Annotated in this window: 17 protein-coding genes and 1 other RNA gene; 8 read left to right on the top strand and 10 right to left on the bottom strand. The window is 54.6% G+C overall.

Translation table 11 applies throughout. The features are described 5' to 3' along the window. Window positions 1-42 precede the first annotated feature (42 nt). From JYB84_RS06320 to pspF, 6 genes are all read right to left on the bottom strand, one after another. Window positions 43-828: an ATP-binding cassette domain-containing protein gene (locus JYB84_RS06320; protein WP_207322575.1), complete on the bottom strand. Its 786-nt coding sequence runs from the start codon at window positions 826-828 to the stop codon at window positions 43-45. After that, on the bottom strand, window positions 809-1,816 hold the full coding sequence (locus JYB84_RS06325) for a peptide ABC transporter ATP-binding protein (protein ID WP_207322576.1): 1,008 nt from the start codon (window positions 1,814-1,816) through the stop codon (window positions 809-811). The genes JYB84_RS06320 and JYB84_RS06325 overlap by 20 nt, the downstream gene beginning before the upstream one ends. Before the next feature lie 4 nt (window positions 1,817-1,820). Beyond that, window positions 1,821-2,711, bottom strand: coding sequence for an ABC transporter permease subunit (locus JYB84_RS06330; protein ID WP_207322577.1), 891 nt, complete (start codon window positions 2,709-2,711; stop codon window positions 1,821-1,823). Further along, on the bottom strand, window positions 2,698-3,729 hold the full coding sequence (locus JYB84_RS06335; protein ID WP_207322578.1) for an ABC transporter permease subunit: 1,032 nt from the start codon (window positions 3,727-3,729) through the stop codon (window positions 2,698-2,700). Before JYB84_RS06335 ends, JYB84_RS06330 begins: the two co-directional genes overlap by 14 nt. Beyond that, window positions 3,729-5,363 carry an ABC transporter substrate-binding protein gene (locus JYB84_RS06340; protein ID WP_207322579.1) on the bottom strand — a complete coding sequence of 545 codons (1,635 nt, stop codon included), beginning with the start codon at window positions 5,361-5,363 and terminating at the stop codon, window positions 3,729-3,731. The genes JYB84_RS06335 and JYB84_RS06340 overlap by 1 nt, the downstream gene beginning before the upstream one ends. Window positions 5,364-5,431: 68 nt before the next feature. Continuing rightward, the gene (gene pspF / locus JYB84_RS06345) at window positions 5,432-6,511 is read right to left on the bottom strand and encodes a phage shock protein operon transcriptional activator (protein WP_207322580.1); all 1,080 of its coding nucleotides are present in this window, start codon (window positions 6,509-6,511) and stop codon (window positions 5,432-5,434) included. 176 nt (window positions 6,512-6,687) lie between these two features. On the opposite strand from pspF, the gene pspA reads away from it, so the two are divergent. From pspA to ffs, 8 genes are all read left to right on the top strand, one after another. Then, entirely contained in the window at window positions 6,688-7,368 is a 681-nt protein-coding gene (pspA, locus tag JYB84_RS06350; RefSeq protein WP_207322581.1) for a phage shock protein PspA, read from the top strand. Between the two features lie 23 nt (window positions 7,369-7,391). After that, window positions 7,392-7,631: an envelope stress response membrane protein PspB gene (pspB, locus tag JYB84_RS06355; RefSeq protein WP_207322582.1), complete on the top strand. Its 240-nt coding sequence runs from the start codon at window positions 7,392-7,394 to the stop codon at window positions 7,629-7,631. Then, on the top strand, window positions 7,618-8,016 hold the full coding sequence (pspC, locus tag JYB84_RS06360; protein ID WP_207322583.1) for an envelope stress response membrane protein PspC: 399 nt from the start codon (window positions 7,618-7,620) through the stop codon (window positions 8,014-8,016). Before pspB ends, pspC begins: the two co-directional genes overlap by 14 nt. A gap of 56 nt (window positions 8,017-8,072) precedes the next feature. Beyond that, window positions 8,073-9,467, top strand: coding sequence for a YcjX family GTP-binding protein (locus tag JYB84_RS06365; RefSeq protein ID WP_207322584.1), 1,395 nt, complete (start codon window positions 8,073-8,075; stop codon window positions 9,465-9,467). A 16-nt stretch (window positions 9,468-9,483) separates the two neighbouring features. After that, the gene (locus JYB84_RS06370) at window positions 9,484-10,572 is read left to right on the top strand and encodes a TIGR01620 family protein (protein ID WP_207322585.1); all 1,089 of its coding nucleotides are present in this window, start codon (window positions 9,484-9,486) and stop codon (window positions 10,570-10,572) included. A gap of 108 nt (window positions 10,573-10,680) precedes the next feature. Next, on the top strand, window positions 10,681-11,859 hold the full coding sequence (gene megL, locus JYB84_RS06375) for a methionine gamma-lyase (RefSeq protein ID WP_207322586.1): 1,179 nt from the start codon (window positions 10,681-10,683) through the stop codon (window positions 11,857-11,859). A 105-nt stretch (window positions 11,860-11,964) separates the two neighbouring features. Beyond that, window positions 11,965-12,276, top strand: a complete 312-nt coding sequence (locus tag JYB84_RS18435) for a ComEA family DNA-binding protein (RefSeq protein WP_323128526.1) — start codon at window positions 11,965-11,967, stop codon at window positions 12,274-12,276. A 225-nt stretch (window positions 12,277-12,501) separates the two neighbouring features. After that, window positions 12,502-12,598: signal recognition particle sRNA small type (gene ffs / locus JYB84_RS06385), an RNA gene on the top strand. 12 nt (window positions 12,599-12,610) lie between these two features. On the opposite strand, the gene JYB84_RS06390 is transcribed toward ffs, so the two are convergent. The 4 genes from JYB84_RS06390 to JYB84_RS06405 are packed head-to-tail and all read right to left on the bottom strand — an operon-like array spanning window position 12,611 to window position 15,150. Continuing rightward, entirely contained in the window at window positions 12,611-12,895 is a 285-nt protein-coding gene (locus JYB84_RS06390) for a late competence development ComFB family protein (RefSeq protein WP_207322588.1), read from the bottom strand. An 18-nt stretch (window positions 12,896-12,913) separates the two neighbouring features. After that, window positions 12,914-13,819, bottom strand: coding sequence for a histone deacetylase family protein (locus tag JYB84_RS06395; protein WP_207322589.1), 906 nt, complete (start codon window positions 13,817-13,819; stop codon window positions 12,914-12,916). Beyond that, complete coding sequence (locus tag JYB84_RS06400; protein WP_207322590.1) at window positions 13,819-14,478, bottom strand: DUF2057 domain-containing protein; 660 nt, start codon at window positions 14,476-14,478, stop codon at window positions 13,819-13,821. Before JYB84_RS06400 ends, JYB84_RS06395 begins: the two co-directional genes overlap by 1 nt. A gap of 9 nt (window positions 14,479-14,487) precedes the next feature. Further along, window positions 14,488-15,150, bottom strand: coding sequence for a primosomal replication protein (locus JYB84_RS06405; protein WP_207322591.1), 663 nt, complete (start codon window positions 15,148-15,150; stop codon window positions 14,488-14,490). Window positions 15,151-15,169 lie beyond the last annotated feature (19 nt).

The following is a 15,169-nucleotide window of genomic DNA, read 5'->3' on the forward strand; positions in this document are numbered from 1 at the left end:
TTTTTAACAATCTACCGCCTTTTCACGAGTGGTTGGAGCAGTTCAGCGTTTGTGGTTGAACAGGCTCTGTTCTGCGATAAGTCTCTGGGTATACTCTTGTTTCGGCTCACAAAAAACTTGTTCGACCGGGCCTTTTTCTATCAATTTCCCCTTGTGCAATACCATTATCTTGTCACTGACATGGCGGATGATATTGAGGTTGTGGGATACGAAAATGTAGGACAGTCCCAGCTCCTTTTGCAGTTGCAGCAACAGATTGAGGATTTGGGACCGCACCGAAAGGTCAAGTGCCGTCAAGGCCTCGTCGGCAATAATGATCTTGGGATTAAGCATTAAAGCCCGGGCCACGGCGACCCTTTGCTTTTGACCCTCGGAAATCATGTGAGGATAGAACTCCGCATGCTCCGGCAGCAGGCCTACCTTGCGCAAGGTTTCGGCTACCTGTATCTGGCGTTCCTGGGCGCTCATCTCGGTATTGAATCTTAAGGGTTCTTCCAGCAGCTCGCCGATGCTCAATCTGGGATTGAGCGAGGTATTGGGGTCCTGGAAGATCATGCGGATGAGCTTGCAGCGCTGCTTGACGTTGCGGCTCTCCAACGCCGTGCCCTCAAAGAAGATTTCCCCGCCGCTGCGCTCTTCTGCACCCACCAGAATACGGGCCAGGGTGCTCTTGCCCGAGCCGGCCTCTCCGACTATTGCCAGGGTTTCACCCCGACCAAGTTCAAAGGATATGGGCGCCAGTGCTTCATGGTATTGACGCTGAAAACCGCGGTAACCGCTGAAATAGCGCTTGGTGAGATCATTGACCTTAAGCAGAGGTGTCGTCATGGCCGGTCTCATTTTTGTAGGGGAAGTGGCAAGCGTAATACCTGTCTTTCTGGTGGGTCAGCATGGGTTGTCGCACGCACTGACGCTGGGCCTCGGGACAACGGGGCCCCAGACGGCAGCCTATGGGCAGATGTTGCAACGCCGGCGCCGAGCCCGGCAAGGTTGGCATCAAGCTTTTGTGGGGCTGGGTTCCGGCATAGTCCGGCATATGCTGCAGCAGGGCCTTGGTATAGGGATGATAGGGCTCCTGCAGTAATTCCGCCGCCGGGCCTGATTCCATCACCTGACCCGAATACAGCACGGTTAGCTGGTTACACCAATGGGCGAGGGTCTCCAGCTCGTGGCTGATCAGCAATATGGTGACCCCCTGCAACTGGTTCAGCTGGGCCAGCAAGCGGAAGATCTGTGCCTGGGTGCTGGGCTCCATGGAGTTGGTGGGTTCATCGGCGATAAGCAGCCTGGGCTGATTCGCCAGTGCCATGGCAATCATCACCTTTTGGCATTCACCTTCGGAAGTTTCCCAGGGATAGCTGGCCATTACCCTCTTGGGATCCTTAATCCCGACCTTATGCAACCAGCGCTGGGCCAACAGGGTGCGCTCTTTTCTACGCCGCCAGAAGGGAACCTGCGGCTCTCTGGGCATGGCCTCAATCAGCTGACTGCCGATGGTTTGGATCGGATCCATACTGCCCGATGGGTCCTGGAAAATGATTGCCATGTCGGAACCCATCAGGGCCCGGCGCTCCGACTCCGACATCTCCATCAGGTTACGACCATCCCACATCATACGGTCGGCGGTAATAATCCAATTGGGGCCGGGGATCCCGAGAATGGCGCGGGCCAGCAGACTGCGGCCTGAGCCGGATTCGCCCACCAGACCATGGACTTCGCCTGCGCTCAGGGTCAGACTGACCCGCTCAAGCGCCTTGACCCGGCCGTGGGGCGTGTCCAGCTCAATGGTGAGATTGCGGATATCGAGTAAAGGCATAGGTTCAGTTCTTAATCGGCGCCAGTGCCGATCTCAGGCCGTCACCGACCAGGTTGACGGCAAGCACGCTAAAGAGAATGGCCAGTCCGGGAATGGTAATGGTCCAGGGGGCCGTCAGCAGGTTATCCAAGCCCTGGGCCACCATGGCTCCCCATTCGGGACTTGGGGCCTGGGCACCCAGACTCAAAAAGCCCAGGGCGGCAATGTCGAGTATCGCTGCCGAGATGGCCAGTGTGGTCTGGATAATCACAGTTTCCCAGACATTGGGCATAATCACAAACCAGAAAATCTGCAGAGGATTGGCACCATCGAGCTTGGCGGCGGTCACGTATTCCTTTTGCAGCTCTTCATGCACAGACTGGTGAATGGCGCGGACAAACTGCGGCGTCAGCGCAAAGCCCACGGCCCAAAACACGTTACCGAGACCGGGACCGAGTACTGCGACCACCAGAATTGCCATCAATAAAGACGGGATTGACAGCAGGGCGTCCAGCAGATGCCCGAGAATACTGGATTTAAGCCCTTTCATCATGCCGGAAAGAGAGCCGATGACAAAGCCAACCAACAGGGCCAGTGCCACCACGGCCAAAGACATACCAAAGGTCAGCTGTACACCATGGAGCAGACGACTGAATATGTCCCTGCCCAAATCATCTGTACCGAGGAAGTGCTCCACATGACCTTGGGGATCCCAGGACGGTGGCAAAAGCAGGGCGTTGGGATCTTGAACCTCTGGCATATAAGGCGCCAGCACTGGCCCCACCAGGGTCAACATTAGCAGGCTGACAATGACCCACAATCCGGCCAGGGCAAAGGGATTGGCCGCAAAACTGTGCCACAGTCGCAGCATGGGGGACGGAATGGTGTCGTCCTGATAAATCTTAATTCGAGGCATAGAGTTCCTTCCTGCTGAGCGGGTTGGAGGCCGTGTGCAGCACCTCGATAAGAATGCTGAGGAAGATGATTAATACCGACACGGCCAGTACGCCTCCGAGGATCACTGTGTAATCACGCTGATAGATCCCTGACACCAGCCAGGAGCCGACACCGGGCCAGGAGAAGATCACTTCGACCACAATGGCGTAGCTGGCGAAGGCGCCGAGCATCAGGCCCAGATGCTTAAGCAGTGGGATCAGAGCGTTGGGCAGAGCGTGGCGCACTATGATGGTGGCCGTGGCCAGACCCCGAGCTTCAGCTGCGCGGATAAAGGTCTGGTTCATCACATTCATCATGGCCGCGCGGGTAATTCGCACCACCACGGTAAAGGGCAGGATAGCCAGGGTGATCCCCGGCAGCACTATGTGACTCAGGGCATCCTTGAATGCAGGAATTCGATATTCTGAGTCGGATAGCAGGGTGTCTATGAGCATAAAGCCCGTGACCGGCTTTATCTCATACAGCAGGTTGATTTGTCCGGAAATCGGCAACCAGCCAAGTTCAACACCGAACCACAGCGCCAGAGACAAACCGAGCCAGAATACCGGAATGGAGTAGCCGGTCAGGGTGATGGCCATGATGGCGTGCTGGGTCAGCTTATGCTGGTTCAATGACGCCAGCACTCCCAGTGGAACCCCCAGCAGCAGCGCCAGCATGGCGGCAAAGGCGGCCAGCTCAAAGGATGCCGGCATGACCGAGGTCAACTCATGGGCCACGGGTTGTTGGGAGGTGACCGAAATCCCCAAATTACCGGAAAGCCGTTGATCCACAAACGCCAGAAATTGACTGAACTCTGACTTATCCAGTCGATAATCGGCAATGATTTGCATGGCCTCGGCAGCCGATGGATTCTCTATACCCGTCAGGGCAAAGGCCCGGTCCACCGGAAACATGGCGGTGACATAAAACAGGATCAGCAGCATCAGCAGTGAGGTAGCCAAGAACAAGTTAAAGCGTCGCAGCAAGTAAATGGCCATCAGTGTGCTTGCTCCTTGTCGGATTTTATACTGATCCTGTCAAAGGAAATGCCACCAAAGGCACTCAGGTGCATACCGGTAATTTGGTCGCTCTTCAGCAACATGCGTTTGGCGTGGGCAAAGCTCATCATAGGAGCCTGCTCGGCCAACATGGCCTCGGCCTCGTGGTAAAGGGCTGTGCGGGCACGAATGTCATTGATGGCTTTGGCGGCGCGTACCATGGCATCAAATTCGGTATTGCACCAACGCGATCTGTTGCTGCCGGATTCCACCGAGGCGCAACTGAGCAAAGGGGTGAAGAAATTGTCCGGATCGCTGTTGTCTGCGTTCCAACCGATGAGCACCGAGTCATAGTCGCTGTGTGACAGCTTTTGGGAGAACACACTCCAGTCGTAACTGATGATATTCACCTTGACCCCAATCTTGGCAAGATCCGCCTGAATAAGCTCGGCGGTTTTCAGGGCATTGGGGTTATACGCCCTTGCTACCGGCATGGCCCAAATATCAATGGTCAGTTTATCTATGCCTGCCTCGGTCAGCAGTTGCCGGGCTTTTTCCGGAGAAAACTCAAGACCAGTCCCGGCGTCACTGTTATAGGCCCAGGAAGTGGGGGGCAAAATACCTTTGGCCTCGATGGCACTGTTCTGATACACGGCCCGCAAAATGTTTTGTTTGTCTATGGCGTGGGACAGGGCCCGGCGGACTCTGACATCATTAAAAGGCTGCTTTTGAGTATTGAATGCCCAAAAGGCTACGTTCAAACCCGCAGTTTCATCCAGCACTAATTGAGGGTGTTCACTTACCCGTGTCAGTTCACCAGCCTTTGGCAGGGCTGATACGCTGCAATCCCCGGTAATCAGTTTTGATAAACGCACTGTGCTCTTTGAAGTGATATCAAATACCAGCATTTCTATCTCAGGTATTTTGCCCCAGTACCCCTCATGACGGCGGTAGCGGATGTACTCGTTTTTGACATATTCCACCAGGCGGAAGGGGCCTGTGCCTATGGCCAACTGGTCGAGTTTTTCGGGGGTTCCCGCCCGCAACAATTGCATGGCGTATTCCCGGGACAAAATTACCGCGAAATCGGTGGCAAGATTGGCCAGGAATGAAGCATCGGGCCGCGACAGATGAAACTCAATGCGGTAATCATCCAGCTTGGTCACAGAGGTTACCAGGTCGGCAAAGTCGATACTCTGAAAGAAGGGATAGCCACTGCGGGACACATAATGGTAGGGATGATCCTCATCCAGAATACGATGGAAGGAAAACAGCACATCGTCAGCATTGAGTGTCCGGCTTGGGGTGAAGATCTTCGAACTGTGAAAATTGACGCCTTTACGCAACTCAAAGCGGTAGCTCAGACCATCAGCACTGACGTGCCAGGCTTTGGCCAAACCGGGGACAATTTTACCGCTGTCATCGTCGTAATCCACCAGGCGGTTGTAGAGCTGGTGTGAGGTGGCATCTATGGTGGTGCCCGAAGTTACCAACTGGGGGTTAAAGGACTCGGGGTTGCCCTCGGAGCAATAAACCAACCCGGGAGGCAGTTGCTGCGGGCCGCAGGCAGAGAGCCAGCATCCCATCAGCAAGATTCCGGCGGTTCTGCAGAGCCTGATTGTCAGCGCATTCATTAATAAGTGGTTATCGATAATGGCGTTAATGGTTGATTTTAACAGCGCCGGTAAGGGATGGGCAATCTTTACGCCTTCTCCAGCAGATTGTATTTCTTCAAAATGCCCCGCAATTGGTGATAACTCAATCCCAGCAGATCGGCGGTCTTCTTTTGGTTGAACTGGCCCGCTGCCAATGCCTGCTGGATGATATCTTTCTCCAGATCTTCGCAATGTTGCTTGAGATCTATGGGGAAATTGACCCGACTGCCCGAGGATACCTGCAGTGGCTCAGGTGCTGAAACCTCGGTGTCGGTGACTTTCATGGGCTGGCTGTGGCCATTGCTTGAGCGTCGTTCCAGAGTACGGATCCGTCCCTGGGGCCTAAAGGGGGACTCGAAGGGATCGAGGATGATGTCTTCTATGGGTTCGCCCTCGGCACCGCTGCGGTAGACACTGCGCTCCACCACGTTTTTCAGCTCGCGGATATTGCCGGGCCAGTCATAATCCATGAGTTGCTCTTTTGCTTCGTTGCTGAAACCCGCGAAGAGGGACAGTTTGAGCTGTCGCGCCATCCCAACGGCAAAGTATTCGGCCAGCGGCATTATGTCTTCCGGGCGGCAACGCAAGGGGGGCAGGGTGATCACATCAAATGCCAGGCGATCGAGCAGATCGGCGCGAAATTCGCCGGCCTCCGCCAGGGAGGGCAAGTCTTCGTTGGCCGCGCAGATAAGGCGTACATCCGTCTGTATGGTTTTGCTGCCACCGACCCGTTCAAATTCACCGTATTCTATGACTCTGAGCAGTTTTTCCTGGATGAGCCCCGAGGTGTTGGCCAGTTCATCCAAAAACAGGGTGCCACCGTTAGCCCTCTCAAAGCGTCCTTCATGCTTGCCCTTGGCTCCGGTAAAAGAACCCGACTCATGGCCAAAGAGTTCACTTTCAAGCAGATTTTCGCTCAGTGAAGAACAGTTCAGCTTGATAAAGGTCTGATCCCAACGTTGGGATAGATAATGCAGTCGCTCCGCGATAAGCTCTTTACCCGTGCCGCGCTCGCCAATGATAAGCACAGGTTTGGACAGGGGGGCGATGCGGGAGACATGCTCCAGCACTTCAAGCAGGGCGTTGGACTGACCTATAAGGTTGTCCTGTTGAAAGGTATTGGGCACGGTAGGTGTTGGTATTATTCGCTATTATTTGGTGAAATTCATAATAAGACCAGTATCCTAATAAATAAAGAAAATCTTAAAATTAGTTTAAGCTTAAGAAAAATAAGAAAAAATCAAAGTTGGCACGCAAAGTGTATTAATCATGGCGAAACCAACAATCTTGTGAGGATAGAATTATGGGTATTTTCTCTCGTTTTGCAGACATCATTAACTCGAACATCAGTGCCCTGCTCGACAAGGCGGAAGATCCGGAGAAAATGGTGCGCCTGATTATCCAGGAAATGGAAGACACACTGGTTGAAGTGCGTTCAACCTCTGCTAAAGTACTGGCGGAAAAGAAAGAACTGCTGCGCCGTATCGCCAGGGTTCAGGAGCAGGTACAGGATTGGCAGGATAAGGCCGAACTGGCACTGTCCAAAGACAGGGAAGACCTGGCCAAGGCGGCCCTGGTTGAAAAACAAAAGGCTGCCAACCTGGCTGATACACTGGAGCAGGAACTGGCCGTAGTTGAAGAACATATACTGCGCCTGAAGGAAGAAATTGCCCAGTTGCAGGAAAAACTGGCCGATGCCAAGGCCCGTCAGAAGACCATCATCATGCGCAAGCAAACGGCCTCCAGCCGCCTGGAAGTCAAAAAGCAGCTGGACTCCAGCAAGATTGACACCGCCATGATGAAGTTTGAACAGTACGAGGCCAGGGTGGAAAGCCTGGAGGCACAGGTGGAGTCCTATGATCTGGGGCGCAAGTCCAGCCTGGAAGACGAGTTTGCCGCGCTCAAGGCCGAAGATTCGGTGACCGCCGAGCTGGAAGCCCTCAAGGCCAAGGTAAAAGGCAAAACCAAAGCCAAAGCAGAATAACATTAGAATTTCAGAGGTGAGTTATGGATATGGATTTGCTGATGGCGCCTATCATTGTCTTTATGGTCATTGTGGCACCCATTTGGCTGGTTCTGCATTATCGCAGCAAGCGACAAGTGAGCCAGGGACTCACTGAAGAGGAATTCAGTCTGCTCAATGAGCTTATCGCCAAGGCGGAAAAGATGAACCAACGTATCGAGACCCTGGAATCGATATTGGACAGCGAAGCACCCGAATGGAGGGCGAAACATGAGAGACGGTAATGGCCGAACCCTGTATCGCATCCCCGCCGAAGGCAAGATCGCCGGGGTCTGTGCAGGGATAGCCGACTACTTCAACTTTGAAACCTGGTTGGTGCGCGTAATCGCGGTGTCTATTTTCCTCCTCGGCGGCTCTGGCATTGTCCTGGTTATTTACGTCGCATTGTGGATGATTCTGGATATCAAGCCCGGTGGCCAGAAGAGACCCAAGGATGAGTACCGCGACATAGAGGTCAAGAAAAAGGTATGGCAGGCAGGAGAGCCCGCCAAGCAGGCCCTGATGGATGTCAATCGCCAGTTTCAATCCCTGGAAATGAGATTGCAGGAACTGGAACGCCACGTCACTTCAGATAACTTCGAGCTGAAGCGGCAGATAAATAACCTGTGAGTCACCGGGGCGGTTAATCCGCCCCTTGTCTTTTTCCGTCACCCAAGAATTTCGCCATGCTGTCAGAAAAATTGGAAAGCCTTTCCCGCAAGACCCAGTCCATTTTGGCCCGCAGTGCCGACAGGCAGTTGCGACTGGCGGTGACCGGTTTGGCCGGTGCCGGAAAAACCGCCTTTATCACCGGGTTGGTTAATCAACTGCTCAGTGCTGAGGCCGGCAAGTCGTTGCCCCTTTGGCAGGTATGCCGGGAGGGGCGCTTGCGTGGCGTTCAGCGCGCCATGCAACCGGACTTGGACATTGCCAGTTTTGATTATCAGGGAGCCATGGATAGCCTGCTGGCGGAAACGCCCACATGGCCCGAGTCGACCCGCAACCTGTCAGAAATTCGCCTGGCCATCCGCTTTGAGCCACGTCAGGGCCTGAGGGCCAAATTCAGCGAATCTGCCACCTTGTATCTGGACATAGTGGACTATCCCGGCGAATGGCTGCTGGATTTACCCATGCTGCGCCAGGATTTCGAGCACTGGAGCGCCTCGGTATTCGATGCACTGAAACGTCGCAATAGCTGCCCGGAATTGGAAGCTTTTCTGGCGGCCGTAGGCGCCCTGGATCCGGAAGACCCGGCCGATGAAGCCAGGCTGGATGCCATTGCGGTGTTGTATCGCAACTATCTTCAGGCGGCTGTGCATCAGCAAGGTTATTATCTGGCTCAGCCCGGTCGTATGCTGTTGCCCGGCGAGCTGGAAGGTACGCCCTTGCTGGCATTTTTTCCTCTGCCCCCGGGGACGGGTATGGCGGCAGGCAGTATCCGTGAGGTGTTGACCCGCCGTTATCAATCCTATGTCAGCAAGGTGGTTAAACCCTTTTTCCAGAATCACTTTGCCGGATTCGACCGCCAGTTGGTGCTGGTGGATTGTTTCACGGCCCTCAACCGCGGCCACAGTCAATTCAACGATATGAGTGCGGCCTTGAACGGCATTCTCGAGAGTTTTCAGTTCGGTAAAAGCAGTTGGTTCAGGCGGTTGTTTGCACCGCGAATCGACAAGTTGTTGTTTGCTGCCAGTAAGATAGATCACGTCAGTCGCGATCAGCAGGGCCATGTGTTGTCCCTGCTGCGGGAGTTGTTGTCCTCCGGCGAACACTTTGCCAGGTTTGAAGGCTCCCAGGTGGAAGCCATGGCCATCAGCGCCATCAAGGCGACACGTCATGGCATGGTCAACACCCCGGAAGGGGAAGTGGAAGTGGTCCAGGGACGGGCGCTGGACAGCGGCAAAGCGCAAACACTGTTCCCCGGCGAAGTGCCTGCTCACTTACCGGCTGCAGATTTTTGGCAGCAACAGGGTTTTGAGTTTGCCATGTTTGCTCCGCCATTGACGGGCCCCAAGGGACGCTTTGAGCATATCCGTCTGGATCATCTGCTGGATTACCTGCTGGCGGATAAACTGAAATGAAGCAAGAGGTTATTTTATGCAGTCCAAACCTGATATGCCGTCCCTGGCCCGGCGCCGGGATTTCAGTGACAGCCCGGTGGGCAATCTGGCTGAGGGAGAATCCAAGGCCGAACTCAAGGGAAAACTGGATTTCGATGCCGATGTGCCCCTGAGTGAAACCGAGCTGGAAAAGGCGGTTGACAGCCTGCCGTCCTTGCCCTTGCTTCAGGGGCGCCGTTGGCGCCCACTTACCCGCGCCATGCTGTGGTCACTGGCGGCTCTGGTGCTGACACAAACCGGGCTTGGCTTGTGGGACGCCTGGCAACAGAGTCCCTGGTTATTTGGGCTTTATAGCCTGGTAACCACCCTGGTGCTGGCCTGGGGAGGCAGTGCGGCACTGCGTGAATATCGGTTGCTGCAACGCCTTAAGGGGGCCGAAGATTTACGTGAGCAGGGCCACAGACTCAGCGCAAGTATGCAGATGGGAGAGGCCGATGGCTTTATTGCCAAACTTGGGATTGAAAATGAGCCGGAGGGCTGGCGCCACTATCTCAGTCTGTGCAGTGATGAGCACAATGATGCCGAAAAATTGAAACTGTTTGAGGCCAGCGTCATCACGCGCCAGGATGAGCGCGCCAGACGACTGGTGAACCGCTATGCCATGGAAGCTGCGGCCCTGTTGGCGGCAAGTCCACTGGCACTGCTGGATATGGGGATCATGCTGTGGCGCAATCAAAAAATGATCCGTGAGGTGGCGCTTTGCTATGGGGTGGAATTGGGGTACTGGAGCCGAATTCGCCTTATCCGCGGCATACTGCTCAATATCTTTTATGCCGGCACCTCGGAACTGGTAACCGATCTTGGGACCCAGCTTTTGTCCGTGGAGATGACGGGCAAGCTGTCGGCACGCCTGGGGCAGGGCCTTGGCGGCGGCTTGCTGACCGCCAGGCTCGGGTATCAGGCCATGGCCCTGTGCCGGCCATTGAGCTTCACTGAGACCAATAAACCCCGCCTGTCACGTTTGCACCAGCAATTGCTTGCTGATCTCAGAACCCGGTTCTCCGGCGCTCTGAATGGCTCGATGGATAGCCGTCTGCAACGTAACAAAGATTTTACAAATCAGTGACATTTATTTGCCCTGCCACCCTTGGCAGGGCCCGCCCAGTCGTTATGTTAATCCCCACGCCATCACAACCTGAATTCTTATTAAGATGGCGCTTTTGGGGAGTTTAAGATGCTTGAGAAAAGAAAGCTGGCCACCGAAGTGATTCACGCGGGCCATGAGCGCAACCAGCAGGGAGCCCTGGTAAGCCCCCTCTATCAAAGCGCCACCTTTGTCTTTGACAATGCCGCCCAGGGCGGTGCCCGGTTTGCCGGTGATGAAGAAGGCTATATCTATACCCGCCTGGGCAATCCCACCACGGCCGAGCTGGAGCGCAAACTGGCCGTGCTCGAAGGCGCAGAAGCCGCTGCGGCCTGTGCATCCGGGATGGCGGCGGTGTCAGCGGCCCTGTTGGCCAACTTATCCCAGGGTGAGCATCTGGTGGCCTCCCGTGCCGTCTATGGTTGCACTTTTTCTTTAATGACCAAACTGATGAGCCGCTTTGGCATCGAAGTCACCCTGGTGGACTTTACCAAGCCCGAGGCCATTGAAGCCGCAATCCGTCCCAACACCCGGGTGATTTTCTGTGAAACTCCGGTCAATCCTCATCTGGAAGTGTTTGATATAGATGCCATCGCAGCCATAGGCAAGCGCCATGGTGTGATGACCATAGTGGACAACACCTTTATGACTCCCTTGCTGCAACGGCCACTTGAGCACGGCATTGATATGGTGATCCACAGCGCCACCAAGTATCTCAATGGTCATGGTGACGTGATTGCCGGTATGGTGTGTGGCAGCACGGAGCAGATTAACAAGGTCAAATATGAGCTGATCAAGGACGTGGGGGCCGTGATGTCCCCCAATGATGCCTGGCTTATTCTGCGTGGTATGAAGACCCTGGATGTGCGTCTGGAGCGCCATTGTGACAACGCCGAAAAGCTGGCCCGTTTCCTTGATGCCCACCCGGCGGTGGAGCGGGTGTTTTATCCAGGCCTCGAGCATCATCAGGGCCACAGGTTCCTTGGCAAGCAAATGAAACGGGCCGGTGGTGTGCTGGCATTCGAACTCAAGACCGACTTCCAGGGGGCCATGGCCTTTGTTGACAGTCTGCAGCTGTTCACCATAGCTGTCAGCCTCGGGGATGCCGAATCCCTTATTCAGCATCCGGCATCCATGACCCACTCACCCTATACGCCTGAGGCTCGCGCGGAAGCCGGGATCAGCGACAATCTGCTTCGAATATCGGCCGGCCTTGAAGATGTGGATGACCTGATTTTCGATTTGTCGGAGGCCCTGAACAGGTTGTAACTGGCGCAATTTGGCAGTTTGACGTTTGCTGGCTACATTTTATCCATGGCCAAGGAGAAGGATACCAGGCCATGGGTAATCAACAGGAACGTCAAGGAGAAACCAATGAAGCCAATGTTACTCTGTTCAATCTTAGCTCTGACCTTGAGTGGCCCCATGGCCATTGCCGGCGAGGGCGAAACCAATAAGGTGCCCGAGGCCGCAGTGATGGCCAAGGTCAATACCAGCAAGGTCAATATCAACACCGCCACTGAAGCCGAGTTGCAGTTGCTCAAGGGTGTTGGGCCGGCCAAGGCCAAGGCGATTATCGAATATCGCAACCAATATGGTCGCTTCAGCACGGTTGATGATTTGGCCAATGTTTCCGGCATAGGCTTGAAACTGGTTGAAAGCAATCGCGATATTATCAGCCTGTAGCTGATACCCTAATGCAGAAAATCCGCGTCCCTTGTGATGCGGATTTTTTTTGGCTGCCATGTGTTGGCGTCTGTGGTCGCCGAAGCAAATAAAGTCAGTAAACGCCTAACTTATGTGCAGTCAGGTCATGGGAGAGAGGCACGGCCGGGGTTTTACTTGATTTATCAGTTTGCCTTGGGGATAATCCGTCCCGTTCCAGAACCTTTCTGGAAATCTATGGTGACCCCAGGGTCCCCCCGCAATGATAACCTGTGAACTCGGCCAGGTCCGGAAGGAAGCAACCGCAGCAGGCGACTCGTGTGCCGGGGTGTGGCTCTGGGGGAACCTCCAAACCTTACTCTTCCTGAGCTTCCCTCAATCTCTGTTGATTCCGTTTCTTCAAAAATGCCCGGGATCGTTCCAGCGCCGCCTGTATTTCATTCTTCATCTGTTGCAGCTCGTGGTAATCCTCGAAGAAATAGGCGTCCACCAGATGGCGTATGTATCTGACCGGCAATTGATTCAGTGTGATGCAGCTTAAATCCGCCAGATAGTCTTCGGGTAATTCATCCATCAGGCCTTCATCGGAGAGGATCTCCATCAACAGCACTTCATAATAATTACGGATCTCAAGTTGCATAGGTGACTCCCGGAGTTCTTATGGCCATAAGTGATTGGCTGCAAGGAATAATTGGCTGTGCCTTTGCGTTAATTGTAGTGGATCCGGACTATAGCCGCCGCCAATGACGGCCGCCAATGGGATGCCCCTCTGTTTGGCCTGGGTTAACAGGCTCAAATCACGAAGATACAGCCCCTGCAGAGACACGGACAAGAGCCCAAGCGCGTCATCGGCATGGATATCCACTCCCGCATCATAGAGAATGATGTCCGGTTTTTCCAGTTCCAGCAGATAGTTAACCGTGGTATTCACGCTGTCCAGGTATTCGTTGTCTCCGGTCCCCGGCGCCAGGGCTATATCATAGTCGGATTGGGGTTTGCGGGCAGGGAAGTTGGCATCGCAGTGGAATGAGCAACTGACGATATCCCGATCGCCTGCGGTCAGGGTGGCGGTACCATCGCCCTGATGCACATCGCAGTCGATGATCATGACCTTGTCCACCTCACCGGTGTCGAGCAGCTGCCTGGCGGCGAACACCAGATCGTTGAATACACAGTAACCGCTGCCGAAGTCGTGATGTGCATGGTGATAGCCGCCGGCCAAATGCAGGGCAATACCCTGATCCAGTGCCCTGCGGGCACACAGGGCCGTTCCGGCTACCGAGTGCAGGGTGCGGGTCACCAGATGCTGGCTCCAGGGAAATCCCAAACGGCGTATGGCCTTGGCATCCAGCGTTCCCTGAATAAATGCCTGCACATAGCCTGCATCATGTACCCGCTCCAGTTCGGCAGCGTGGGTTGGTTGAGGACTGATAAATTGCCGCTCGGATGCCAATCCTGAATTCAACAGATAGTGGTACAGGTGGGCATACTTGCTGATGGGAAATCGGTGTTTCGGAGGTAACGCCAGCCTGGAATAGCTGGCGTGATAGACGAGCGGGATCATCAGAGTTGCTTGATGGCCCAGCTCATGAATTCTTTGCGGGTCGCATCATCGGCTTGAAGCCACCAATATTGCAGCATCTGTTGGGCATGGATAGGGCTGTCCCCCTGGGGGGCGACTGCCGGTGCCTGCTGAGGCGCTGCTGCTGTTGTCGGCTTGACCTGGGCGCCCCCGGTAGCGGCAGCCACTGCGGCTTCGACATCCACTCCCCTGTTGCCGGTAAACAGCCGGGATACAAAACTTTCCTCTTCTATGTCCGTTTGCTCCAGACTGAATGCCACCGACTTGTCTGTGCTGCTGATGACCTCAATTTTCGGTGCCTTGGCATACTCTTTGGGCTTGGCGATGGCTTTGCCGCCGGCGGGACGCAATTGGTATTGCTGTTCACCTTTGACCGTCAGGGTCAGGATGAAGGGGGCCGATTTGACGAAGCTTTGGCTGTCGCTGAAATCGTCCTCAACCATGTCGTGATAACGTATGGCCACCTTATGGGTGCCGGGTGTCAGGTTCAGTTCGGATTGATGGCTAAAGCTGTTGGTCGCAATTTCCTTCCCATTGAGGGCCAGATATTCGAACGCCATGGGAATTTTCAGGGTGGCGGCGAAAACAGAGGATGAGGTAACAAGACCCACGAGGGCGGCGATGGACACAAAGGATTTCATTGTTGCTCCTTAACGATTTTGACTCTGATACGGCCGTTCGAATGCCTGGATCCTGTCTTCGATATAGCTGATGGCCTGGCGGCATTTGCCTAAGCGACGGTGCATCAAAAGGATCTCATTTTGCAGCTTGATTTTGTCAGCACTGTGACAATTATCAAGCCCGGTTTCCAGTTGCGCGATTTTTGACTCTATTTTTCGTGCCCAGTTCAAATGTTTGTTCAACTCTTCATACAATTGATGGCTGTTTTGCATCACGCCGGCGGCAATCCAGTCAAAACCACTGCTGTTGTGGGCCTGTTTTTGTCTTTGATGACTGCGGTTGCGGGCGCTTTGACGTGCTTGGGTGGCAGACTTGAGATTGATGCCAGTCGTGGTCAGGGCCCGTTTGACGGCGGTGAATCTGTCCTGGATCCGCTCGCAACTGGCCACAATGGTTGCCGCTGACAGGCCCAGGGTCAGCCTTTGTTCCAACTGTTTGATATCTTTTGCTATCTGGCCAATACAGGGCGCAAGTTGAGCGCCACTTTGGATGAACAGACCATCGTTGAACCTTTCCACATCCTGAATCAGCTTGCGTTGCTGCGGCGCCAGGGCGGCATCGTGCCTGAGCACTTCCTGCTCCAGCTGTGCCAATTGCTCTTTGAGCTTGTCTATCAGTTGCGCTCTGTTCAAAACCCGGCTCTCCTCGCCA

The organism is Shewanella cyperi, from assembly GCF_017354985.1.
Taxonomy (GTDB): domain Bacteria; phylum Pseudomonadota; class Gammaproteobacteria; order Enterobacterales; family Shewanellaceae; genus Shewanella; species Shewanella cyperi.

Bases quoted from the DNA above. Each gene is read 5' to 3' on its own strand.
- JYB84_RS06365 (WP_207322584.1), top strand. From the start codon at position 8,073: ATGCTGTCAGAAAAATTGGAAAGCCTTTCCCGCAAGACCCAGTCCATT.
- JYB84_RS06330 (WP_207322577.1), bottom strand. From the start codon at position 2,711: ATGCCTCGAATTAAGATTTATCAGGACGACACCATTCCGTCCCCCATG.
- JYB84_RS06400 (WP_207322590.1), bottom strand. From the start codon at position 14,478: ATGAAATCCTTTGTGTCCATCGCCGCCCTCGTGGGTCTTGTTACCTCA.
- JYB84_RS06390 (WP_207322588.1), bottom strand. From the start codon at position 12,895: ATGCAACTTGAGATCCGTAATTATTATGAAGTGCTGTTGATGGAGATC.
- pspA (WP_207322581.1), top strand. From the start codon at position 6,688: ATGGGTATTTTCTCTCGTTTTGCAGACATCATTAACTCGAACATCAGT.
- megL (WP_207322586.1), top strand. From the start codon at position 10,681: ATGCTTGAGAAAAGAAAGCTGGCCACCGAAGTGATTCACGCGGGCCAT.
- JYB84_RS06395 (WP_207322589.1), bottom strand. From the start codon at position 13,819: ATGATCCCGCTCGTCTATCACGCCAGCTATTCCAGGCTGGCGTTACCT.
- JYB84_RS06340 (WP_207322579.1), bottom strand. From the start codon at position 5,363: ATGAATGCGCTGACAATCAGGCTCTGCAGAACCGCCGGAATCTTGCTG.
- JYB84_RS06370 (WP_207322585.1), top strand. From the start codon at position 9,484: ATGCAGTCCAAACCTGATATGCCGTCCCTGGCCCGGCGCCGGGATTTC.
- JYB84_RS06320 (WP_207322575.1), bottom strand. From the start codon at position 828: ATGACGACACCTCTGCTTAAGGTCAATGATCTCACCAAGCGCTATTTC.
- JYB84_RS06335 (WP_207322578.1), bottom strand. From the start codon at position 3,729: ATGGCCATTTACTTGCTGCGACGCTTTAACTTGTTCTTGGCTACCTCA.
- JYB84_RS06325 (WP_207322576.1), bottom strand. From the start codon at position 1,816: ATGCCTTTACTCGATATCCGCAATCTCACCATTGAGCTGGACACGCCC.
- JYB84_RS18435 (WP_323128526.1), top strand. From the start codon at position 11,965: ATGAAGCCAATGTTACTCTGTTCAATCTTAGCTCTGACCTTGAGTGGC.
- pspC (WP_207322583.1), top strand. From the start codon at position 7,618: ATGAGAGACGGTAATGGCCGAACCCTGTATCGCATCCCCGCCGAAGGC.
- pspB (WP_207322582.1), top strand. From the start codon at position 7,392: ATGGATATGGATTTGCTGATGGCGCCTATCATTGTCTTTATGGTCATT.